A 21,909-nucleotide genomic window follows, 5' to 3' on the forward strand; every position below is an offset into this window, starting at 1 on the left:
CCCAGCGGAATTAACGACCACCCATAATGGCGATGTAATCCTGCGTCCAGCGACTGTAAGGAACGAATTTTCCACCTTCGGCAATTGGCGTTTTCCAGAAGGCAATTTTGTCGAAATAGCTATAGCCGTTGGTTTCACAGCCTTTTTCACCCAGTAACGGGCTGGCTTTACAACCTTCAGGTACCACTGGCAGAGAACCAAACCAGGCCGCTACGTCGCCCTGTACTTTCGGAGTTAATGACCAGTTCATCCATTTGTAAGCGCAAACCGGGTGTTTCGCTTCACTGTGCAGCATGGTGGTATCAGCCCATCCGGTAACCCCCTCTTTTGGGAAGACCGTGGCAATTGGCTGACCTTCGCCTTTCAAGGCGTTAGCCTGATAAGGCCAGGCGCTTGACGCCACTACGCCTTCGTTTTTGAAATCGCTCATTTGCACGGTGGTATCGTGCCAATAGCGATGGATCAACGCGTGCTGATCGCTCAGGACTTTGATCACCGCCTGATACTGTTTTTCAGTGAGCTGATAGGGGTCGGTAATACCCAACTGCGGCTGGGTGGCTTTAACGAATAATGCGGCGTCGGCAATATAGATCGGGCCATCGTAAGCCTGAACGCGACCTTTATTGCTTTTCCCGTCAGGCAGATTTTGTTCAACGAATACCACGTTCCAGCTGTCCGGCGGCGTTGGGAAGGTTTTGGTGTTATACATCAGCAGGTTTGGTCCCCACTGGTATGGCGAACCGTAAACTTTACCGCCAACGTTAAACCACTCCCCTTTTACCACTCGCGGATCAAGGGTTTTCCAGTTAGGGATCAGCGCAGTATTAATCGGCTGAACGCGTTTTCCCATTATCAGGCGCAGTGAGGCATCACCAGAAGCGGTTACCAGATCGTAACCGCCTTTAGCCATCAGGCTGACCATCTCATCAGAGGTGGCCGCCGTTTTTACATTGACCGCACAGCCGGTATCTTTCTCAAACTGCGAGACCCAGTCATATTGTTTATCGGTTTGCCCACGTTCGATATAACCCGGCCAGGCAATAATATCCAGGCGGCCTTCCGGTTTATCTAATGATGTGGGGGGTTCGGCTGCCTGCGCAGTCATCAGCGTCATGCTGAAGGCACACAGGCTACTGAGGGCAAGTTGCTTGCTCATAACGTCTTACTCCTGTCGAAAAAATATTGAGCGGCAGCCTTGCCGTAAATATATGTCCTTTTCTAAAAATAGTCGGGGTGTGGTAAGCGTTCCTGCTGGTGCAAGGAAATTTAATCAGGTTGTGAGCTAACGCTCATTACGCTACAGACTCTGACCTGGGGGGTAATCTTCTGGAGTATAGACAAGGAGTTAGACGCAGAGGTGGCAATAGTATTAACTATTGATATTTTGTATGGCCGCACCCGATATAAATAATACCGTGGTTCAGCATTCACTATTTCGAAAATAAGAATGCACTATTCATTTATATTGAATAGCGCGTTATGGTTTATTTCATCATTTCACGAATTAATTTGCCAAGCTGTTTTACGGCCTGCTCTTCGCGCTCTCCCCAGTGCCATGCAGTATTAAAACGAAAAAAACGTGTCCAGCTTCCCGAGGTCGAGAACATTTTCCCCGGCGCAATGCTGATGTGGTGTACCAGCGCATGGGTACTGAGCACACCAGCATCAAGCGGTTCCGGCAGCTCCAGCCACAGAAAATAACCACTGTCGTTGTGGTGAATTTTGACTTCCGCCGGAAGATGACGCAGCAGCGTTTGCCAGGCCTGTTGTTTACGTTCCGCCAACTGCCGACGCAAGCGTCGCAAATGCGCGTCATAGCGCCGGGTTGAAAGATAATCAACAAGTGCAAGCTGCATGGGCGAACTGGTAGATAAGGTGCTCATTAGCTGGAGTCGCTGAATACGCCGGGCATGTTTCCCTGCTGCCACCCAGCCAATACGAAATCCTGGCACCAGACACTTCGAGAAAGACGAACAATGCAGAACGCTGTCGGCACGATCCCAGGCTTTGGCTGGTAGCGGTTTTTCGCGGCCAAAGTACAGCTCGCTGTAAACATCATCTTCAATCAGCATTACGTGGTATTTTTCCAGCAAGGCAACCAGACGCGCCTTTTTCTCTGCGCTGAGCGTAAAACCCAGCGGATTTTGGCTGTTGGTCATTAGCCAGCAGGCTTTTACCGGATATTCCTGCAACGCCTGCTCCAACGCGGCAAGATCGATCCCCTCGTTAACGTCGGTGGCTACCGACAGCGCCTTCAGACGTAATCGCTCCAGGGCCTGCAACGCCCCATAAAAACAGGGGTTTTCGACAATCACCCAGTCACCCGGTTCAGTGACTGCTTGCAGGCTCAGGTTGAGGGCTTCCAGCGCGCCGGTGGTGATGACGATTTCGTCCGGTGAAATCGTCATCCCCTGTTGAGCATAGCGACGGGCAATGGCATGACGCAGCTCAGCATTCCCCGGCGGCAGGTTTTCAATCACACTCATGGCGGTGGCGGTTTTACTCACCTGTGCCAACGAGCGGTTCAACTGTTGAAGTGGAAACAGACGCGGGTCGGGGAATGCGGAGGCAAAGGGCATCACTGACGCATCCCGGCTGGCCTGCAACATATCAAAAATATAGGTATTGATATCCACCGCTTCGTCGCGCGTGACCTGCACCTGCGGCGCTGCCAGTTCACGTTCGGGGCGCGCGGCGACATAATAACCAGACTGCGGCCGGGCGATAATCCGCCCCTGGCTTTCCAGCAACTGGTATGCGTGTCCGACGGTCATAAAACTCATTCCGCTGCTGACCACTTGCTCACGCAAGGAAGGCAAGCGATCGCCTGGCTGCCATACGCCAGACGCAATTTGATCGCGAATTTGCTCTGCCAGTCGCTGGTACTTTTTCATTTTTGATCCCGATTACCGGTGTCGGTGACAATCACTGTGTATATCAGTTTACATAATCAGGGTGTTTTTTATAACTGTTATAGTTAACAGTTTTACAACATCGTTAACGCCAGCTCTTTGCCTAAGGCGCGCGCAGCAATCTGCACGGCATCAATTTTCGTCGTGTGCTTTAAATCAAATAAACGGGTGATCTCCTGCTTAGGTCTGCCGATCCTGTTCGCCAGCTCCTGCTGGGTGATTTTTGATTCAAGGAAGGCATTCAGCAGAAGAACCTTAGACGCAACGCTCAGCGGTATTTCTACGTAGTCATCTTCAGCGCTAACCGCCGAAGGGAGTGGAATCGCCTCGTTGTCGTCGAAATAGAATTCAAAAGCGGTAATCAATGCCGCCTGCGCGGCCTGCAAAGCGTCATGGCGAGTATTTCCCTGAGTTAATGCTTCCGGAATATCCGGGAAAGAAACCACAAACCCACCTTCCACTGCCGGTGTTAGAGTAACAGGATAACGCATAGAATTTTCAAAATCTCTCATATAATCAACCTTGTAGTGATGATGATTACTGTAAGTCAAGCTGCTTAATAATCGCTTTTCGCAAGGCTTCTTTTATTTCATCACCTGGATGTCTGGGCATAACGCTACGCCTTCCCTGATATCTCAGTTTCAGATGATTTGAGCCGTTTGTAACAGCAACTCCCTGAGATTCAAGCCAGCGTCTAAACTCACTTTGCTTCACTGCGCCTCCCTGTCGTCTATTATACACACAAAGTAAACATTTATGATTACCTTTTAATTACCTTGCTATTAATATCGCAAAATCACTAACGTGGGGAGGACGCTATTTAATAACAGGAATCCAGCTTCCAGATTTCATATCAGCGTGTACAACCTATAACAGCACTGCAACTGTTATGGTTAAAAAGAACTGTTCTGTTTCTGCCCCGCATTGCTTCTCAGGCTTAGAATTGCGCCAAATCAATTTTGCCTGCGGAGTTAAGCATGTTCGGTCTTGACGCGTTTCACCTGGCGAGGATCCAGTTCGCGTTTACGGTATCCTTTCACATCATCTTTCCGGCCATTACCATCGGCCTCGCCAGTTATCTGGCAGTACTTGAGGGGTTATGGCTAAAGACGAAAAATCCCACCTGGCGTTCGCTATACCATTTCTGGTCGAAAATATTCGCCGTAAACTTTGGTATGGGTGTAGTTTCCGGGCTGGTGATGGCTTATCAGTTCGGTACCAACTGGAGTGGTTTTTCCGAGTTCGCCGGTAGCATCACCGGGCCGCTTCTGACCTATGAAGTGCTCACCGCCTTCTTCCTTGAAGCAGGTTTTCTCGGGGTAATGCTGTTTGGCTGGAACCGGGTTGGCCCAGGGCTTCACTTCTTTGCCACTTGCATGGTCGCACTGGGTACGATTATTTCAACCTTCTGGATCCTCGCCTCTAACAGCTGGATGCAGACACCGCAAGGCTATGAAATAGTTAACGGCCAGGTCGTTCCCGTTGACTGGTTCGCCGTTATTTTCAATCCTTCATTCCCTTATCGTTTACTGCATATGTCCGTTGCCGCTTTCCTCAGCAGCGCGTTGTTTGTTGCAGCGTCAGGTGCATGGCATTTATTGCGCGGGAATAACACCCCGGCTATTCGCGCAATGTTCTCAATGGCGCTATGGATGACGTTAATCGTCGCCCCGCTGCAGGCTTTGATTGGCGATATGCACGGTTTGAATACGCTGAAGCATCAGCCGGCAAAAATTGCTGCGATTGAAGGGCACTGGGAAAATCCGCCCGGCGAACCAACCCCGCTACTACTCTTCGGCTGGCCGGATATGGAGCAGGAACGCACCCGCTATGGGCTGGAAATCCCGGCGCTGGGCAGTCTGATCCTGACCCATAGCCTGGACAAACAGGTCCCGGCACTAAAAGAGTTTCCTAAAGAAGACAGGCCTAACTCAACTATGGTGTTCTGGTCGTTTCGCATAATGGCCGGGCTAGGCATGCTGATGATCCTGCTGGGCGCTTTTGCCCTGTGGCTGCGCTATAAGCAGCGTTTATACACCTCGCGCCCTTTCCTGCGCTTTGCCTTGTGGATGGGCCCCTCAGGTCTGATTGCCATCCTTGCCGGTTGGGTGACCACTGAAGTTGGCCGTCAACCGTGGGTGGTTTACGGTCTGCAACGTACGGCGGATGCGGTTTCCGCACATGGTGATTTACATATGAGCATCAGCCTGCTGTCCTTCTTTGCGGTGTACAGCTCAGTGTTTGGTGTGGGTTACAGCTACATGATACGCCTGATCCGCAAGGGGCCACATGAAGATGACCCAACAATTCCGCCAACCGGCACGCCTGCCCGGCCGCTTTCGGCTGCCGTCCTTGATTCTCAACCGGAGGCTCATCGCTAATGGGTATCGATTTATCAGTTATCTGGTTTGTGATTATCGTATTCGCCACGCTGATGTATATCGTGATGGACGGTTTTGATCTCGGGATTGGCATTTTATTCCCCGCAATTCAGGACGCTGATGACCGCGATGTGATGGTTAACAGCGTCGCTCCCGTATGGGATGGGAATGAAACCTGGCTGGTGCTGGGCGGGGCCGGGTTATTTGGCGCGTTCCCGCTGGCCTATGCGGTGATTGTCGATGCGCTGACGATCCCGTTGACCCTGATGCTAATCGGCCTGATTTTTCGCGGCGTCGCGTTTGAGTTTCGCTTCAAGGCCACGCCGGCGCATCGACCATTCTGGGATAAAGCCTTTCTCAGCGGTTCAATCCTGGCGACATTCACCCAGGGCGTGGTGGTGGGTGCCGTACTCAACGGATTTTCCGTTACCGGACGCAGCTACAGCGGCGGTCCTTTCGACTGGTTGACCCCGTTCACGTTGTTCTGCGGCGTTGGCCTGGTTGTAGCCTATGCCCTGCTGGGGGCGACATGGCTGGTGATGAAAAGTGAAAATCCGTTGCAGGATAAAATGCGTCGCTTGGCCAAAAAACTGCTGCTGGCAATGTTGATTGTGATTGCCATTATCAGCCTGTGGACACCACTGGCGCATAGCGCGATTGCCGAGCGTTGGTTTAGTCTGCCCAACCTGTGGTTCCTGATGCCGGTTCCGCTGCTGGTTGCGCTTATCAGTATCTGGCTGTGGCGTTCACTGGGGCAACATAACTGCCATACGCTGCCTTTTGTATTGACACTGGGGCTGATTTTCCTCGGGTTTAGCGGACTGGGGATCAGTATCTGGCCACACATCATTCCGCCGTCCATTACGCTCTGGCAAGCGGCGGCTCCGGCACAAAGTCAGGGCTTTATGTTGGTTGGCGCACTGCTGATTATCCCGATAATCCTGGTGTACACCTTCTGGAGCTACTACGTTTTCCGCGGCAAAGTTCAACATGGTGAGGGGTATCATTGATGCAACAAACAATCTGGAAACGCCTGATGTGGCTGGTGATCCTCTGGGGCGGCAGCGTGCTGGCCCTCGCCGCTGTTGGCATGTTCTTTCGTCTCCTGATGACGGCCGCCGGATTTAAGTCCTGAATCTCTCCGTGATAACACCCGGGCAGCGCTGCACTGCCCGGGTGTTACAAATCCCAACATCGACTAAACAAAAATGTAAAAAACATCGAAATGACAAAACAGAGATTGTCATTATCCCGATTAAAATATTGAATAGTCACCAGGCGAAATTATCGCCAATTCCGCAGCTAACGTACCAGAGGGTGCATGATGTTTAAGAAAGGGTTAACAGTGTTATTGCTGGCCAGCGCGCTTTTTTCCGGTCAACTTTTCGCTACTAATCAGGGACATGAATATCTTCAGGTGCAGGATGCCGATCATTTACTACGACACACGGCCGACAGCGATGAGCTGCGAGTGACGGCGGAAGAATCCGCCGCCGATCTTCGTGAACACCATCACTGGCAAAAATCACGCAAACCCGATACGCATCTGAGCTAACGATTAACCTTTACACTTCGGCAGTGTCTTCATCAGTTCTTCCGGACTGACCGAAGCCACGACGCTACCCGGCAACGGCATCTTCAGAATGTGATGTTTCATCTTGCCGATCACGTGCATTTCGCACGGTCGGCAATCAAATTTCAGCGTCAGGACTTCATCGCCGTTAACCAGTTGCATTGGTGTCGCTTTCCAGCTCTTGATATTCCCTTTCGCCTGTTTCGGACACAGGTTAAAGGCGAAGCGCAGGCAATGTTTGGTGATCATCACCGGTACTTCGCCCTTTTCTTCATGCGCTTCATAGGCTGCATCAATCAACTGAACGCCATAACGGTGATAAAACTCACGCGCTTTTTGGTTGTAGACGTTAGCCAGGAAACTCAAGTGCGTTTGCGGATAAACCGGCGCAGGCTGGGATACTGGTTTGCGGCTACCGCGCTTATAGCTTTGCAGGCGCGCTGCATCCAGCATATCAACGGCTTCACGTCGTAACTGATTTAGTTGACCGTTTGGCACGAACAGCGCGCCCGGCAGATTCACCTGAATATTGCGGGCGTAGTACATCGTCTGCCCAAGTTTTGCCAGTCCGTCCTGTAGGTTACTCAACGCTTTTTCCGCATTGTTCGCTTCCTCAAACTGGCCATCCAGCGTATGGGTAATGCTCACGCCCTCTTCACTGGTGAGCGTCAGAATCAACTGCTCCTGCCAGCCGCCGAGCTCAATATCGATCGCAACACGGCGTTCGCTGGAGGTTTTGGTTAACGCTTGCTGCCAGTTATGATCGAGGTTGCGATTCAGCGGATGATGCGGACGCACTTTGTGCAGATCGGCAGGCATTTCATTCGGCCATACCCGATAACGATTGTTCCCCGTTTTTTCCACGGTGTTGGCGCGGAATCCAACAACCTCACGTTTGATTAACACGTTCAGGCCATCCCCGTTAGCCAGCGGTTCTGTCACCTCAACATCGAGATGATCTTTCGCCACCTTCAGGACTTCGCCGACCGGCAAACCGATAAACTTTGGTGAGTCGAATGCGCCGATATCCCCTTTACGGGCATTCACAAAATAATCGGTGCTGCCACGATGGAAGGTTTTCTCCGTGGATGGGGTAAAGAAATGTTCGGTACGTCCCGCTGATGAACGGGCCAGGTCGCCGCGCTCTTCAATGATGGCATCGAGCATCTGGCGATAATGCGCGGTAATATTCTTTACATAACTCATGTCCTTATAGCGCCCTTCAATTTTGAAGGAACGCACACCTGCGTCAATCAATGCGCCGAGGTTGGCGGTCTGATCGTTGTCTTTCATCGACAGCAGGTGTTTTTCATAGGACACCACGCGTCCCTGATCGTCTTTCAGGGTATACGGCAGACGGCAAGCCTGGGAACAGTCGCCACGGTTAGCACTGCGTCCGGTTTGCGCATGTGAAATATAACACTGACCTGAATAGGCAACGCACAGCGCGCCGTGAATGAAAAACTCAATGGTCGCATCGGTAGCCTGATGGATGGCGTTAATTTGCTCAAGGCTCAGTTCGCGCGCAAGGACAATCTGGATGAATCCGACATCAGCAAGAAATTTCGCCTTCTCAACGCTGCGAATATCACATTGGGTGCTGGCATGCAGTTCAATCGGGGGAATATCCAGTTCCAGAATCCCCATATCCTGTACGATCAGAGCATCAACACCGGTCTGATACAAATCGGTAATTAACCGCTGCGCGGGTTCCAGTTCATCATCGTGCAAGATAGTATTTAGCGTCACAAAGATTTTCGCCCCATAGCGATGGGCGAAAGGCACCAGTTCGGCGATATCTTTCAGGCTATTACTGGCGTTATGGCGCGCGCCAAAACCCGGTCCACCAATGTAAACGGCGTCTGCGCCGTGCAAAATGGCTTCGCGCGCAATGGCGGTATCCCGAGCCGGGCTTAACAATTCAAGGTGATGAGGCTGCTGGCGCATACAGTTGTTACCATCCACAAGCGGTAAAAATGGCGGCTATTGTAGTCACAAGCGCAGCTTTTCGGAATAGTTTTCCCGATTAACTGCGCGGGTAATGGATCAGCGAATGAAAGTGCACCGTTTGTTCGCTGCTGTTACGGTAACTGTGTGCCATATCTCCGGCGAAACGGACACCCTCACCAGATTTAAGGGTGCGCCACTGCCCCTCAATACACATATCCAGCAGACCATTAATCACCACCACGTGCTCTATTACGCCGGTCTCATGCGGAGTAGATTCACTGAGCGCGCCGGGCGCCAATAGTATCGAAAAATGATCGAAGCACAGTTGAGGATCCCACGGGAACAACGGCGTGACGACCATTGCCTGCTGCTGGGGATCGAATGTTAGCGTGCCGTCTGACTCTGGTGGTGAAATAAACGTTGAAAACGGGACGTTCAGCCCAGTGGCGATTTTCCACAATGTCGCCACCGTTGGACTGGATTCATTACGTTCAATCTGCCCCAGCATCGCTTTTGAGACGCCAGTTTCCTCCGCCAGACGCGAAAGACTCCATTCCCGCTGGTGACGTAATGTCCTGAGCGTTGTGGCCAGATAGTGGGTTAAGTTGTCCATTTTCTCCTTCGTCGCTCTCCTTACTCGGGGCTACAGTTTAGCACTTGTACGCTATAACGCACAGTGCTACAGTGATTGACCGTTATAACGCACACGGAGTGAATATGCGTGCATTCTCCATCCCCCTGCCCACTGTATTATCGGGTTTTGTGGCGGTCCTGGTTGGCTATGCCAGTTCGGCGGCCATTATCTGGCAAGCGGCACTCGCCGCAGGTGCGACTACCGGACAAATTGCAGGTTGGATGACCGCACTGGGGTTAGCAATGGGGGTCAGTACGCTGGTGCTGACATTGTGGTATCGCGCTCCTGTACTTACCGCATGGTCAACGCCCGGTGCCGCGCTGCTGGTGACGGGCCTGCACGGGGTATCTATTCAGGATGCCATCGGCATTTTTATCGTGGCTAACGCGCTGATTGTGCTGTGCGGCGTAACCGGACTGTTTGCCCGCCTGATGAAAATCATTCCCCACTCGCTGGCATCAGCCATGTTGGCTGGGATCTTACTGCGTTTTGGTTTGCAGGCATTTAATAGCCTGAACAGTGAGCTTATTTTGTGCGGTAGTATGCTGGTGGCATGGCTGGTGCTAAAAGTTATTGCCCCAAGATATGCCGTTATCGCTGCGATGTTAGTGGGTATTGCCATCGACTTGATGAAAGGTGACATTGTCACTAATGATGTTAATCTGTCACCGGTTATCCCAGCGTTTATTACCCCGCACTTTTCATTAGCCCACAGTATCAGCATTGCACTACCGTTATTTCTGGTCACTATGGCTTCGCAAAATGCCCCTGGTATTGCGACCATGAAAGCATCAGGATATTCGTTACCCGTTTCCCCTCTGATAGTTTTTACGGGTCTACTGGCGCTGCTATTTTCACCTTTTGGCGTCTATTCCATTTGCATCGCCGCCATAACCGCCGCAATTTGCCAAAGTCCTGAAGCGCATCCGGATGCAAATCGGCGCTGGCTCGCCGCAGCGGCAGCAGGCGTCTTCTATCTTCTGGCTGGGGTGTTTGGCGGTTCGGTTACAGGACTGATGGCAGCCCTGCCCGTAAGCTGGATCCAGATGCTTGCTGGTCTTGCATTACTCGGCACGATTAGCGGTAGTTTATATCAAGCCTTACATAATGAAGCTGAACGCGATGCGGCCATCGTAACTTTTCTGGTTACGGCCAGTGGTCTGACGGTATTTGGCATTGGGTCTGCATTCTGGGGGCTGGTTGTCGGCGGTATTTGCTACGCAGTGTTGACGTTATTTCGCCGCGCGTAGCTGCGTTGGTGTTTTACCTGTCACTTGTTTAAACCGGTTACTGAAATGACTCGCCGAGCTAAATCCGCAGGCCATTGCAATATCCGACAGGCTGCGTGATGAATAACAGACCAGTTGCTGCGCCAGTGCCATACGGCGTTGCATGACGTACTGATGCGGCGCCATATTCATCGACTGGCGAAACATTCTGGCAAAATGGAATTCGCTTAGCGCTGCCTCACCAGCCAGATCGCTCAACGTTATGGGATACGCCAGATGTGCTTCAATATAGGCCAGCACGTTGCGCAAGGTGGCAGGTGCAAGCCCTCCGGTAACAACGGGAAGTCGCCATTGAACGTTGCTGTAATGCTGGATCAGATGCGTTAACAGTAGTGAAGATGCCGCGCTAAGCGTGAGGTGATTAGCGGGTTGCAGCCAGTCGTTACCAAGTAAAAACTGACGGTAAACCGCCGTGATCCCCGGGTCGCTGCCAAAAGTATGCTCGTCCAGCGTGAAGCTATAGGGGCTTTTGTCCCAGACTTTTTCACCCACTTCGCGCAGGTGAGCGTCAGTACAATAGAGATGAACAAAGGAAAGATCGTCGCGAATATCCCAACTGGACTCACTCTCTTTTGGCATCAGGCAAAAACGATCCGGTCCGCCGCCATTCTTCCAGCCTCCCGCCGTTTTGTGATAACTCTCGTAGCCATCCGCGATGTATAAACTGAGCGTGTGGTGATCGCAATACTGGGTAATGGTGTCGCGCTTGTTTGACCAGGCAGCCAGTTGGATCCCCGAATGTAACGCAACCGACTCGTGCAGCACGGCATTGTGTTTGCGTAAGTTTTCAAAGGCACCGTAGGGCTGAGACATACCATCACATTCAAAATAAGTTAGCAGGCTTTCAGTCTATATCAGCTACATATCGTTAACAGCTTCCTTTTCACCTTTACACTAAAAAAAGCGCAAGATTTTGCAAGTCCACCGCAAGCCGATGAAAGCCCCCTGCTACCCGACGTGGCACAGTGTGCGCCTGAAGACCAAAAAGAGAGAGTTGTATGAACGGACTGTTGTACTGCCTGGTGGTGGTGATTTGGGGAACGACATGGATTGCGATTTACCTGCAACAAGGCCCGGTTGCGGCGCCAGTTTCCATCTTCTGGCGCTTTGCCATCGCCAGCACCGTGATGATAGCCATCCTGCTGATCAGCGGGAAATTGCGTAAGCTTTCCGGACGCGATCATCTGTTTTGTCTGTTACAAGGTGGATGCGTTTTTTGCTTTAACTTCTGGTGTTTTTACACTGCCGCTGCGTGGATCAATACTGGTCTCGAATCCGTCATTTTCTCGATGGCGGTCCTGTTCAATGCGGTTAATAGCTACCTGTTTTTTGGTCAAAAACCACCAGGACGCTTTTATGTTGCCGCCGGGCTGGGGCTAACAGGTATCGTCACCTTGTTCTGGCAGGATTTGGTCAACAGCGGGTTGAATCACTCGCTGCTGCTGGGGATTGGTTTAAGCGCCCTCGGCACTTTTGGTTTCTCACTGGGCAATATGATAAGTCTGCGTCATCAGAAAAAAGGTCTCGAGGTGATGACCACCAACAGTTGGGCGATGCTGTACGGCACCGTGTTGATTGCTACCATTGCGCTGGTGCGCGGCGACAGCTTCACGCCACAGTGGACCTTCAGTTATCTCAGTGCGCTGTTGTATCTGGCTATTTTTGGTTCGGTAATCGCCTTCGGCGCCTATTTCACGCTGGTCGGACGCATTGGTCCCAGTAAAGCGGCATACAGTACACTGCTTTTTCCACTGGTGGCGCTAACGCTGTCTACGTTGTATGAAGGGTATGTCTGGCAGGTTAATGCGATTGTGGGATTAGTATTGATTTTGCTGGGGAATCTGGTGATGTTTGCCCGACCAGAAACGCTGATGGGTAAACTCGTATATCGTCGCCGGGCGGCATAAAAAAACGCACCATCCAGGGATGGTGCGTTCTTCGTTATTATTGTTTTTTATTTACGTCAAACATGGAAGCATCAGTCGCCATGTCATCAACAACTTTCTTCAACGTTTCGAACGCCATCGGCGTACTTTCGTTGTTCAGGTCTTTACCTTCACCCTGACGTACAACTTTAATGACAGGTTTATTGGTTGCCGCATCAATCAACTCACCTTCGAAAAAGAGGTGCGTGTCCATGGTACGGTGCCCCGTCGCCATTTGCGTACCCGCAACGAGCAGTGCAACCGGGACCACTTCATAGAACTGCAGCCCTTCTTTGCTGGTAGCAACACCGGTGATTGCCCCGCGGAAAATCAGACTGCGCGAGCCTGGCGTCGTAACCAGCGGTTTACGTTTTGCCAGGGCAGTTTTCATTTGGGTATTGGTATAGCTCAACAGCTTATCAAGAACCTGCTGACCGACCTGGGTGGTTGGTTTAGGAACCGGATAATACGTGATCGGGTTATAAACGATGTTATCGTATTTAGACTCATTAAAGTTGGGATCAACCCAACGCAGCACCGGCTGTCCGGTTGCAGATTTTGTTTCCTTCAGGCCGGAGTAATCTTTTAAAAAACCTGAATATTTATCAGGCTGCGTAATTTTTGAAGCACAGCCTGATAACGCCAGTAAACCCGTAAGCACTGCAACTTTAAATAAAGTTTGAGCACGCATGGAACGATCCCTTAGTATTTGCAGATATGCATCTGAAATAATAGCAAAAGGAAATCATTTTGGATGAACTAAAAATGGTAAGGCCCGCACAATTTTATCTTAACGTTTTCTTAATATTCAGCACGAAAAAAATGCTGAACGTAGAAAGAGTTATCACAAATGGGCAGGTCAGACCGTTTTACGCGCCAGCATTGTTGCAAAGCGTAGTTTAATTCGGTTGCCGTGCTCATCCGTACGATGAAGTTCACCTACGTCTTCGTTATATTTCAGCAGATCCCAACCTGTGTAGTAGCGGCGTAACTCCCCTGTTTTAAACGCAAACGGGAACCCAACGGTGCACGGAAAATCATCGGTATCCATTGCCGCGACGATCAGGTTATACCCACCAGGGTTGGTGCAGCGCTGCATATTTTCAATCAGGCCCGGGATGGTTTTCGCGTCCAGGAACATCATCACCACGGTAGAAAGAATAAAATCGTATTCACCGTCAAAGTTTAGCGCATTGAGATCCGCCACCTCAGCGTGCAGATTAGTCAGCCCTTCCGCGTTTTTAATGCGTTCCAGATTGGCGATGCTCATCGGATTCTTGTCCCATGCGGTAACGTCATAACCGTTGGCCGCCAGGTACAGACTGTTACGGCCATTCCCGCAGCCCAGATCTAACGTTTTGCCCGGGGCAACAATTTTTGCCGCGTCGACGACATCGGAATGCGTGCGGGTCAAATCATATTTCTCAGTAAAGTAGTTTTCGTCACAACGGATCATTATTTATCCTCAGATTTCAGTAATGCAGCACGTTCGGTGCGAATAAGCAGTTTTCCCTGCATCAGCAATGCAAACGTACGTATCAGTAATAGCGCAATGATAAAATTGGTAAAAATAAACAGCGGGATCGCCAGCGTATGAAAAAAACCTGACTCGCTGCCGTGCCCTAAATGCAGCCCCGTAGTCGCCAGTGCCGACACGCCGAACGAGAAGCTCCAGAAAGACGCATTAAACGGCTGTGACAAATACCACGGCATCAGGCGTAGCATAAACAGAAGTTGCAGCAGACCATAGCCGAACAGCATTTTGGCTAACGTATCTCCCTCGCCACCGTTCACACTAAGCCACGCGCTACAGGCGACCAGCGCAGGCGCCAGTTGTATACCAAGTGAAGTCCGTAAAACCGTCGGCAGCTCGCCGCAGCTTCGTAAACGCTGCAGAATAACCGGTTCGAGGCTGAGCCAGGAAAATACCCCTGCGCCCAAAAACACCAACCCGGCATCGTTGAAGCCAAGCGCACCACAGGCCATGGCGCTGATAAAGTTATTGGCAACGGTTGGCAGATACAGACCCGGAGTGGTGGCCTCTTCCGGGTGCTCGCCACGCCATAATCCAGCCGTTTGCCAGGCCGCATACGCCAGCTGTATCACAACGCCAATGCTGAACAACACAATCGCCAGCGGTCGATACCACGGGACAAAACCAATCGCGACCAGCATCGTTGTAGCCGGAAACAGACTGACAAAACTGCTCATCACCGGATGACGAATTTCCGCCAGTACGCTATGAGGAAAACGCAGTAAACGACTAATAAAGGCCAGCGTCAACAATCCCCAGATGACCATCGCAAGGATCACTAAACCGTCGCCAATCCAGTGGCTTACAGGCCATACCTGGCTGGCATATCGCCACGCGAACCCCATCCCGATGATGCCCAGTACCATGCCAAAATAACCGGCCGGAAGATTGAGGACTCGCTCACTTTGCTTGCTCTTACTCATTTTGTTTATTTTTTAAAGTATATTTGAAATGCATTTTATGGAATTTCCACGAATTTAGCCAGTACGGAAAACTTTGCTACGTTTAACTAAGGTGCGCAACATGGAAATGAGCTATGACCAAATATCGTCTGGGCGATGAACCTCGCGCCTTTAGTTACCAGGATAATGGCAATAAAAAGAGCGTATTACTACGCCAGATAATTGCGCTCATTGATTTTAATGATGTTAAAGCCGGTACGCTCGGTGGCTGGATTGATGATGAAAGCGTGCTTTCGCAAAGTGGTGATTGCTGGATTTACGATGAGAATGCGCTCGCGTTTTCCGGCGCGACGATATCCGGAAATGCCCGTATTACACAGGCAAGCGTGGTCAGAGATGGCGCGCAGATTGGTGATGCCGCCTGGATTGACCGAGCAGAAATCAGCGATAACGCGCAAATACGTGACAACGTCACCATTCGGGATTCTGTTGTTCGCGGTGAGTGCCTTCTCTGCGGTGATGCGCGCATTGTGTGTGACTCTGAAATTATCGCCGCCAAAGGACTAACTCGTGAAAACGACCAGCTCCTGCAAATTTACGATCGGGCGACAGTCAGCAATTCACGCGTGGTGCATCAGGTGCAGATCTATGGTGATGCGATGATTAACTATGCCTTTATAGAACATCGGGCTGAAGTTTTTGATTTTGCACGGGTAGAAGGTAACGAAGAGAATAATGTCTGGATCTGCGATTGCGCTAAAGTCTATGGACATGCGCGTGTCATCGCCGGAACTGATGAAGACGCCATTCCTACCCTGCGCTATAGCTCTCAGGTGGCGGAACACGCGGAGGTTGAAGGTAACTGTGTGCTGAAGCACCATGTGCTGGTCGGGGGGCATGCAAAATTACGCGGCGGCCCAATTCTGCTGGATGGGCACATCCTGATTGAAGGCCACGCCTGTATTCTGGGTGAAGTGCTGATCGAGCATCATATTGAGATAACCGGTCAGGCCCAAGTTGAAGCCTTTGATGGCGATGCGATCCATCTGCGCGGGCCAAAAGTGATCAACGGCGAACAACGTATTACGCGCACCCCTATCGCCGGTTTATTCTGAAGAGTCATCAATGATGCGGGCATAGAGATTCACATCATAGTAATCGCCATTGAGGAACTCCGCTTGTCGTAAGCATCCTTCCAGTTGGAAGCCATTGCGCAACGCCACCTGGTTGCTCTTGACGTTATCTACACGACATTTAATCACGAAGCGGCGAATCTCCTGGCGCTGCGCATAATGCTGAATCAATGCCTGTAGCGCCTGAGACAGAATACCTTTGCCCTGGTGATCTTCGTCCAGCCAATAACCAATATAAGCGGCTCTGTTCAGCGGTTCTATCTGGTTAAACGAGATAACGCCAGCCACCTCCCCTTGTTCGAAAATAAGGAACATTTTGGCGTAGCCGCGCTGGTGCAACATCATATTGCCCTGCACATTCTTGCGGGTGTCCTCCACAGAAGTCACAAACTGCGGCCAGTTCAGCGACTGCTGGAGCCAGACTTTATTTTTAAGCACCAATTGATGCAGAGGGGTGACGTGTTGTTCTTCGACGGCACGCAGTTCCAGCGCGTCACTAACGATTATTATTTCTGACATGTTTATCTCCTTTGCAATCGTAAACGGGGCATTTCTGACTGGCAGTAGCCGATATTACTCTGTTTAGAGTCGGGGAGGTCTTATTTTTATGCTGTAACAGCAATCACTTAGAAAGAATCTCTGGCGTGGAACCCGTTACTCTGGTGATCCGGGTATCCCCTCATGGATAGACCGTAATGATGACAATAACACTTTCACTTTATTGCTAAGGAGCAAGCATGGCAGCACCTTTGGGTCGTTTAGCACTTATTCCGCTTTTACTGATTACCGCCTGTCACCAACCCGTTTCCTCCACTCAAGCAGGCCCCGTTCCCTTTGCAGTCAATCAGCAACAGGTCGTGGATAATACCACGCTGGAAATTTCCCGTAGCGCACTGGAATATAACATTCATAAAGTTCAGCAACTGCTGGCAGATAAAACCCGGATGTGCGCCATTCTTAAAGGAGACGCGTATGGCCACGATCTCTCACTGGTAACACCGGTGATGATGCAAAACGGCGTGCAATGTATTGGCATCGCCAGCAATGAGGAGATTAGAACCGTTCGCCAGTCAGGCTATACATCACAGCTCATGCGCGTTCGCAACGCGACGGAAAAAGAGATGCGCCAGGCAGCGGACTTCGATACCGAAGAGCTGATCGGTAATCTGGATATGGCTAAGCGTCTGAGTGCCATTGCTCAGGAGAAAGGTAAAATCATTCGTATTCATCTGGCACTGAACTCTGGCGGTATGTCGCGTAACGGTCTGGAAGTCAGTACCGCCGCAGGTCTGGAAGAAGCCCACGCTATTTCCGCATTACCCGGCCTGAAAATTGTTGGCATCATGTCGCATTTCCCGGAAGAAGATGCTGCGGTGGTTAGACGCGATCTGGCCCGTTTCAATACACAATCGGCCCAGGTACTGAAAATTACCGGGCTTAAACGCGAAGATGTCACCCTGCATGTTGCGAATACGTTCGCCACCCTGACCGTTCCTGAATCCTGGCTCGACATGGTCCGTGTTGGCGGTATTTTTTATGGCGATACCATCGCCAGCACCGAATACAAACGCGTCATGACATTTAAATCCGCCATCGCGTCGGTAAACCATTACCCCAAAGGAAACACCGTCGGATATGACAGAACCTATACCCTTAAACGTGATTCCGTTCTGGCCAATATCCCGACAGGTTATGCCGATGGTTATCGCCGTGTATTCAGTAACGCGGGACACGTGCTGATCCGCGGCCAGCGGGTTCCGGTCCTGGGTAAAACATCCATGAATACCGTGATCGTCGATGTGACCGATTTACCGCAGGTTGCATCTGGCGATGAAGTGGTGCTGTTCGGTAAACAGGGAAATGCGCAGGTTAGCGCAGAAGAAGTCGAAGAAATTAGCGGCGCGCTGTTCACTGAAATGTCGATCCTCTGGGGGGCGACGAACAAACGCGTGATGGTCGATTAACACCTAAAACAGGAAGGGCTTCCTTTTCTCGCTGGAAGCCCTTTTACACAGCAAGCGCCATTCTACTTAGCTCTCACTGACACTCTCTCTTTGCAAAATTTTGAGCAAATCTTCCTTCAGGTGGAGTTTCTGTTTCTTAAGACGAACAATGTCCAAGCTATACCCCCGACCATCCGAACCTTCCAGTCTGGAGATCTCATGATCAAGGCTGTTGTGTTTTTCGAATAAGGACAGAAAGCGAGGGTTCTCGGATTTCAGTCGGGAAATAAGGTCTCTGTATTCTGGAAACATACTTTCTCCCTGTTAGTGGACAAGAACGTGTATAAGAAATACACACTCACAGAGTACCCATTTGCCATACAGAAAAATGCGAACAGGATCGAGTAAATAGTGTACAGAGTCGTTATGAGGATGAATGCAGATACGGCTCCCCATCAGGAGAGCCGTAAAGAGAGTGATTAACGCATCTCGCGGTCGTCAACGTACTGACGTTTATCCGGCGCTGGTGGGAAGTACTGATACAGCCAGGTTTCGCTGATGGCGTCACCCTGACAACGCAGGAACATACGCATATCTACCGGATCGGTTGAGTCAGAGGTCGGATACCAGTCAAACTGAATGCGATAACCGTCGATTGGTTCCACGTAGAGGATCTCAATCTGTTTCGCTTCACCGCTTGAGAGCGTAATCACCGGTTCAATGCCTTTCGGCGCAGCAGCTTTTAGATCGCCACCAACAAAATCAACGGCAAAACGGCGCGCCCATTTTTCCGGGTAGTGCTCGCCCGGTGCCCATCCTTCCGGAAAACCGCCCATGCCTGTCCGGGTCGCCATCACGCGAGCCAGCGGTGAACGCACCGGCGGCTGAGCGCTCCAGTACAGGCGATATTTGAATTCCAGCTCATCGCCGGCTTTGATCTTCTTCTCAGGCTGCCAGAAGCAGACAACGTTATCCAGCGTTTCGCCGGTCGTCGGGATCTCCATCAGGCCGATGGTCCCCTTGCCCCACTGGTTTCGCGGTTCGACCCACAGGCTTGGACGCTTGTTATACCAGCCCATGATGTCCTGGTAATGGGAGAAGTCGCGATCGAGTTGCAGCAAGCCAAACCCTTTCGGGTTGTTATCGGTATAGGCGTTGAACTGCAGCTTTTGCGGGTTATTCAGCGGGCGGCATATCCACTCGCCATTGCCCCGCCACATCGCCAGACGATCGGAGTCATGAATTTGCGGGTGAATAGTGTCGCACATCCGACGCTCATTGTTGCCGCAGCTGAACATGCTGGTCATCGGCGCAATGCCGAGCTGCTTGATGTCTTTGCGCGCATAGATGTGGTTATGTACATCCATAATCACCTGCGTTTTCTCGCAGTGGATCACGAACTTGAATGCACCAGTTACGCTTGGGCTGTCGAGAAGTGCATACACGGTAAAGGAGGTTGCGCCCGGTTTAACCGTTTCGAACCAGAAAGAGGTGAAATCAGGAAATTCTTCTTTGCTGTCGGTATAGGTATCTACCGCCAGACCGCGGGCCGATAAACCGTACTGATAGGTGTCATCCACGGCGCGGAAATAGCTGGCTCCCAGGAAAGAAACGACATCGCGGCGGGCCAGTTCTGGCGCTTTAAAAACACGGAACCCGGCGAATCCGAGGTCAGTCTGCCCTTCCAGCTGTTTGGTATCCACGCCCGCATCGTTATATTTAAACAGTTCCGGACGGAAGTGAATTTCACGCGCCATATGCGTACTGCCATCAACCGAGAACATGCGTACACGGCGACGAAAACCCATTCCCACGTGGAAGAACTGCGCATCAAGCTGACGATTTTCAACGTTGTTCCACAGAGACTGCTCTGCGTCATATTGAATGCTGTTGTAGGCCTGCGGCGTCAGTTTCGCCAGCGTGTCCGGTAACGCGCGCGGTGCGCCGCCCCAGGGTTTCTGTGCTAAGTCATGGGCCATCGATTGCAGAACGGAAAAATCAAAACGTACGGTTTTTCCGTCTGCAATGTCAGACTCTGCCGCAAAGGCGGCGCGGGAAAAGAGTGATGCAATACCACTGGTTCCGCACACGGCGGCCATTGCCATTGAACCTTTAATAAATCGTCTGCGATTCATGCCTGAAAGTGAGTCCTTCTGGTCGTGTAAATGGTCCCGCGCCGGTCAAAATCAGCGGCAAGAGAGTGCACATTTCTGACCGCTCACTCTAGACAAAATTCATTAATAATCCAATTGTTGGTCGCCGATTATCTGTACAAAATCGAAAATATTTTATGTCGATGGGAACAGACCGAATCCCATGTAAATTCCATTAAAGTAAACCACACCGACGTTTACTTCGCTCTTGCGCCTCCTGATACAGCGCAAACTCGTCATAAACCGCGCAACCCAGCGCCTGTTCAAACGCGTCGCGGCTGGAATTCCCGTGGCTGCGAGCCTGCGTTTCATTCCCCAGATTGGACTGGAAAATCCCTGCGGCGCTCACCGGTAAAAAATCTTCGTAAGTGATGGGTTGCGCAACCAGCCACCCTCGCTCAATGAGCGGTTGCGGGTCGTCATCCGGACGGATTGCCTGGCGATGCGCTTCGCCTGATGGCGTCAGTCGATAACGAAACCAGGCGAGTCCCTGCTGGCGCAGCAAAAACTCACTGTCCGGGAACGCCTTGAACACCTCCTGAAGATGTAACTGGTGCGTCAGATTGTCTTTCCCCGTTCCCGCTTTATTCAGCAATTCGTCGTATAACGCTCTGCCTTTCGGCGTCAGGGCCACACCGCGCTGTTCGATTTCACCGAAACGTGCCGTGTGAGTGCCGCGCATTTCACCGGCAAACAACACCGGTTCTTCCAGCGCTTTGAAACTCGTCTGACGTAATAAAATGGGCACCTCGCGGCGTGGTGGCCCTTCAATCAGTATTTTCGGTTCAATGCCACATTCCGGCATCATCGACTGCACCCGGTCGATATCCAGCGTACGCGGCGTCAGGTGGTTGATATGGCAACCGGGGAAACACACTACATCAGCAATCAGCCGGTGTTCGTTATGCAATGCGTGATAGGTCTCTTCATCGACCGTGGCGTGCTGATGCCAGCGGAATGTTTCCAGCGCTTCATGCACAAACTCTTGCGCCTGTTCAGATGTAAAACTGCCCTGCGCATCAAATTCATCCAGCAGCTCGTGACAACGGCGAGTGAAAATATCGCGTTTCGCGAGGATCTCAGCGGCTTTTTGCCGCAGCGCGGCGTTTTCGATTAGTTCGAGCCGTAATAACGAGGTGAATACCCGAAACGGGTTGCGCGATAGCGAGGCATCGTCGATGGGACGAAAGGCTGTGGAATGTACGGGGACGCCTGCCTGGGAGAGATCGTAATAACTCACCGGATACATGCCCATAACGGCAAACATTCGGCGCAGCGTAGAAAGCTCCTGCGCGGTACCCACTCGAATAGCGCCATGGCGCTCAACGTTTAGCCGGGCCAGTTCATCCGCATTCGCCAGTTTTTCATGCAGCGTCGGATTATTTTCCAGTACCGCCAGATTCACATCAGCGACAAGTTCCAGCAACGTGCCGTATTGCGGGACTTCCTGCTGGTACATTGCTGACATTGCCTGCGAAAATTGTTCCCGAATCTCATCTGCCGTGATGGTGTTCGCCATAATGTCATGCCTCCAGTGAATATTACCTGGAGTGTAGAAAACACCGCTGACTCCGGTGGGA

Annotated in this window: 22 protein-coding genes; 8 read left to right on the plus strand and 14 right to left on the minus strand. The window is 51.3% G+C overall.

What is annotated here, in order from left to right; genetic code table 11:
* Positions 1-10: 10 nt before the first annotated feature.
* The 4 genes from ydcS to OGV85_RS05145 form a co-directional block, all read right to left on the minus strand.
* A complete protein-coding gene (ydcS, locus tag OGV85_RS05130) occupies positions 11-1,156 on the minus strand; it encodes a putative ABC transporter substrate-binding protein YdcS (protein WP_061548295.1) in 1,146 nt (381 codons plus the stop codon).
* A 328-nt stretch (positions 1,157-1,484) separates the two neighbouring features.
* Complete coding sequence (locus OGV85_RS05135; RefSeq protein WP_061548296.1) at positions 1,485-2,894, minus strand: aminotransferase-like domain-containing protein; 1,410 nt, start codon at positions 2,892-2,894, stop codon at positions 1,485-1,487.
* A gap of 92 nt (positions 2,895-2,986) precedes the next feature.
* Positions 2,987-3,403, minus strand: coding sequence for a type II toxin-antitoxin system HicB family antitoxin (locus tag OGV85_RS05140; protein ID WP_123924900.1), 417 nt, complete (start codon positions 3,401-3,403; stop codon positions 2,987-2,989).
* A gap of 46 nt (positions 3,404-3,449) precedes the next feature.
* A complete protein-coding gene (locus tag OGV85_RS05145; protein WP_003020221.1) occupies positions 3,450-3,626 on the minus strand; it encodes a type II toxin-antitoxin system HicA family toxin in 177 nt (58 codons plus the stop codon).
* A gap of 263 nt (positions 3,627-3,889) precedes the next feature.
* On the opposite strand from OGV85_RS05145, the gene OGV85_RS05150 reads away from it, so the two are divergent.
* The 4 genes from OGV85_RS05150 to OGV85_RS05165 all read left to right on the plus strand — a co-directional run bounded on the left by OGV85_RS05150 (position 3,890) and on the right by OGV85_RS05165 (position 6,848).
* Positions 3,890-5,293, plus strand: a complete 1,404-nt coding sequence (locus OGV85_RS05150) for a cytochrome ubiquinol oxidase subunit I (RefSeq protein ID WP_061548297.1) — start codon at positions 3,890-3,892, stop codon at positions 5,291-5,293.
* On the plus strand, positions 5,293-6,303 hold the full coding sequence (cydB, locus tag OGV85_RS05155; RefSeq protein WP_032935681.1) for a cytochrome d ubiquinol oxidase subunit II: 1,011 nt from the start codon (positions 5,293-5,295) through the stop codon (positions 6,301-6,303). Before OGV85_RS05150 ends, cydB begins: the two co-directional genes overlap by 1 nt.
* Positions 6,303-6,428, plus strand: a complete 126-nt coding sequence (locus tag OGV85_RS05160; RefSeq protein ID WP_003020230.1) for a DUF2474 domain-containing protein — start codon at positions 6,303-6,305, stop codon at positions 6,426-6,428. Before cydB ends, OGV85_RS05160 begins: the two co-directional genes overlap by 1 nt.
* A gap of 189 nt (positions 6,429-6,617) precedes the next feature.
* On the plus strand, positions 6,618-6,848 hold the full coding sequence (locus tag OGV85_RS05165) for a DUF2554 family protein (RefSeq protein ID WP_003020233.1): 231 nt from the start codon (positions 6,618-6,620) through the stop codon (positions 6,846-6,848).
* 3 nt (positions 6,849-6,851) lie between these two features.
* Here OGV85_RS05165 and OGV85_RS05170 read toward each other — a convergent pair whose 3' ends face one another.
* Both OGV85_RS05170 and OGV85_RS05175 read right to left on the minus strand, forming a co-directional pair.
* Positions 6,852-8,813, minus strand: coding sequence for a peptidase U32 family protein (locus OGV85_RS05170; RefSeq protein ID WP_061548298.1), 1,962 nt, complete (start codon positions 8,811-8,813; stop codon positions 6,852-6,854).
* 79 nt (positions 8,814-8,892) lie between these two features.
* Positions 8,893-9,429 carry a helix-turn-helix domain-containing protein gene (locus tag OGV85_RS05175; RefSeq protein WP_003836127.1) on the minus strand — a complete coding sequence of 179 codons (537 nt, stop codon included), beginning with the start codon at positions 9,427-9,429 and terminating at the stop codon, positions 8,893-8,895.
* 104 nt (positions 9,430-9,533) lie between these two features.
* On the opposite strand from OGV85_RS05175, the gene OGV85_RS05180 reads away from it, so the two are divergent.
* On the plus strand, positions 9,534-10,700 hold the full coding sequence (locus OGV85_RS05180; RefSeq protein WP_286553211.1) for a benzoate/H(+) symporter BenE family transporter: 1,167 nt from the start codon (positions 9,534-9,536) through the stop codon (positions 10,698-10,700).
* On the opposite strand, the gene OGV85_RS05185 is transcribed toward OGV85_RS05180, so the two are convergent.
* A complete protein-coding gene (locus OGV85_RS05185; protein ID WP_003836123.1) occupies positions 10,683-11,552 on the minus strand; it encodes an AraC family transcriptional regulator in 870 nt (289 codons plus the stop codon). The genes OGV85_RS05180 and OGV85_RS05185 overlap by 18 nt on opposite strands.
* Before the next feature lie 185 nt (positions 11,553-11,737).
* Here OGV85_RS05185 and OGV85_RS05190 point away from each other — a divergent pair, with 185 nt between their 5' ends.
* Positions 11,738-12,646 carry a DMT family transporter gene (locus tag OGV85_RS05190; RefSeq protein ID WP_003020250.1) on the plus strand — a complete coding sequence of 303 codons (909 nt, stop codon included), beginning with the start codon at positions 11,738-11,740 and terminating at the stop codon, positions 12,644-12,646.
* 37 nt (positions 12,647-12,683) lie between these two features.
* Here OGV85_RS05190 and OGV85_RS05195 read toward each other — a convergent pair whose 3' ends face one another.
* The 3 genes from OGV85_RS05195 to tehA all read right to left on the minus strand — a co-directional run bounded on the left by OGV85_RS05195 (position 12,684) and on the right by tehA (position 15,121).
* Positions 12,684-13,355 carry a DUF3313 domain-containing protein gene (locus OGV85_RS05195; protein WP_003020253.1) on the minus strand — a complete coding sequence of 224 codons (672 nt, stop codon included), beginning with the start codon at positions 13,353-13,355 and terminating at the stop codon, positions 12,684-12,686.
* Positions 13,356-13,523: 168 nt separating this feature from the next.
* Positions 13,524-14,120: a tellurite resistance methyltransferase TehB gene (gene tehB / locus OGV85_RS05200; protein WP_003836119.1), complete on the minus strand. Its 597-nt coding sequence runs from the start codon at positions 14,118-14,120 to the stop codon at positions 13,524-13,526.
* A complete protein-coding gene (tehA, locus tag OGV85_RS05205) occupies positions 14,120-15,121 on the minus strand; it encodes a dicarboxylate transporter/tellurite-resistance protein TehA (RefSeq protein ID WP_003020259.1) in 1,002 nt (333 codons plus the stop codon). The genes tehB and tehA overlap by 1 nt, the downstream gene beginning before the upstream one ends.
* A gap of 113 nt (positions 15,122-15,234) precedes the next feature.
* On the opposite strand from tehA, the gene ydcK reads away from it, so the two are divergent.
* Positions 15,235-16,215 (plus strand): YdcK family protein, encoded by a 981-nt coding sequence (gene ydcK / locus OGV85_RS05210; protein WP_032949359.1) that lies wholly within the window; start codon positions 15,235-15,237, stop codon positions 16,213-16,215.
* Here ydcK and rimL read toward each other — a convergent pair.
* Complete coding sequence (gene rimL / locus OGV85_RS05215) at positions 16,207-16,752, minus strand: 50S ribosomal protein L7/L12-serine acetyltransferase (protein ID WP_003836113.1); 546 nt, start codon at positions 16,750-16,752, stop codon at positions 16,207-16,209. The genes ydcK and rimL overlap by 9 nt on opposite strands.
* A 218-nt stretch (positions 16,753-16,970) precedes the next feature.
* On the opposite strand from rimL, the gene alr reads away from it, so the two are divergent.
* On the plus strand, positions 16,971-18,197 hold the full coding sequence (gene alr, locus OGV85_RS05220) for an alanine racemase (RefSeq protein WP_058842666.1): 1,227 nt from the start codon (positions 16,971-16,973) through the stop codon (positions 18,195-18,197).
* 66 nt (positions 18,198-18,263) lie between these two features.
* On the opposite strand, the gene OGV85_RS05225 is transcribed toward alr, so the two are convergent.
* The 3 genes from OGV85_RS05225 to hglS form a co-directional block, all read right to left on the minus strand.
* On the minus strand, positions 18,264-18,488 hold the full coding sequence (locus OGV85_RS05225; RefSeq protein ID WP_003020276.1) for an HP1242/YdcH family protein: 225 nt from the start codon (positions 18,486-18,488) through the stop codon (positions 18,264-18,266).
* Between the two features lie 167 nt (positions 18,489-18,655).
* Positions 18,656-20,311: a glucan biosynthesis protein D gene (locus tag OGV85_RS05230; RefSeq protein ID WP_061548301.1), complete on the minus strand. Its 1,656-nt coding sequence runs from the start codon at positions 20,309-20,311 to the stop codon at positions 18,656-18,658.
* A gap of 193 nt (positions 20,312-20,504) precedes the next feature.
* Positions 20,505-21,848 carry a 2-oxoadipate dioxygenase/decarboxylase HglS gene (gene hglS, locus OGV85_RS05235; protein ID WP_003020282.1) on the minus strand — a complete coding sequence of 448 codons (1,344 nt, stop codon included), beginning with the start codon at positions 21,846-21,848 and terminating at the stop codon, positions 20,505-20,507.
* Positions 21,849-21,909 lie beyond the last annotated feature (61 nt).

Origin of the sequence: Citrobacter sp. Cf132, from assembly GCF_030333885.1 — a bacterium.
GTDB classification, from domain to species: domain Bacteria; phylum Pseudomonadota; class Gammaproteobacteria; order Enterobacterales; family Enterobacteriaceae; genus Citrobacter; species Citrobacter freundii.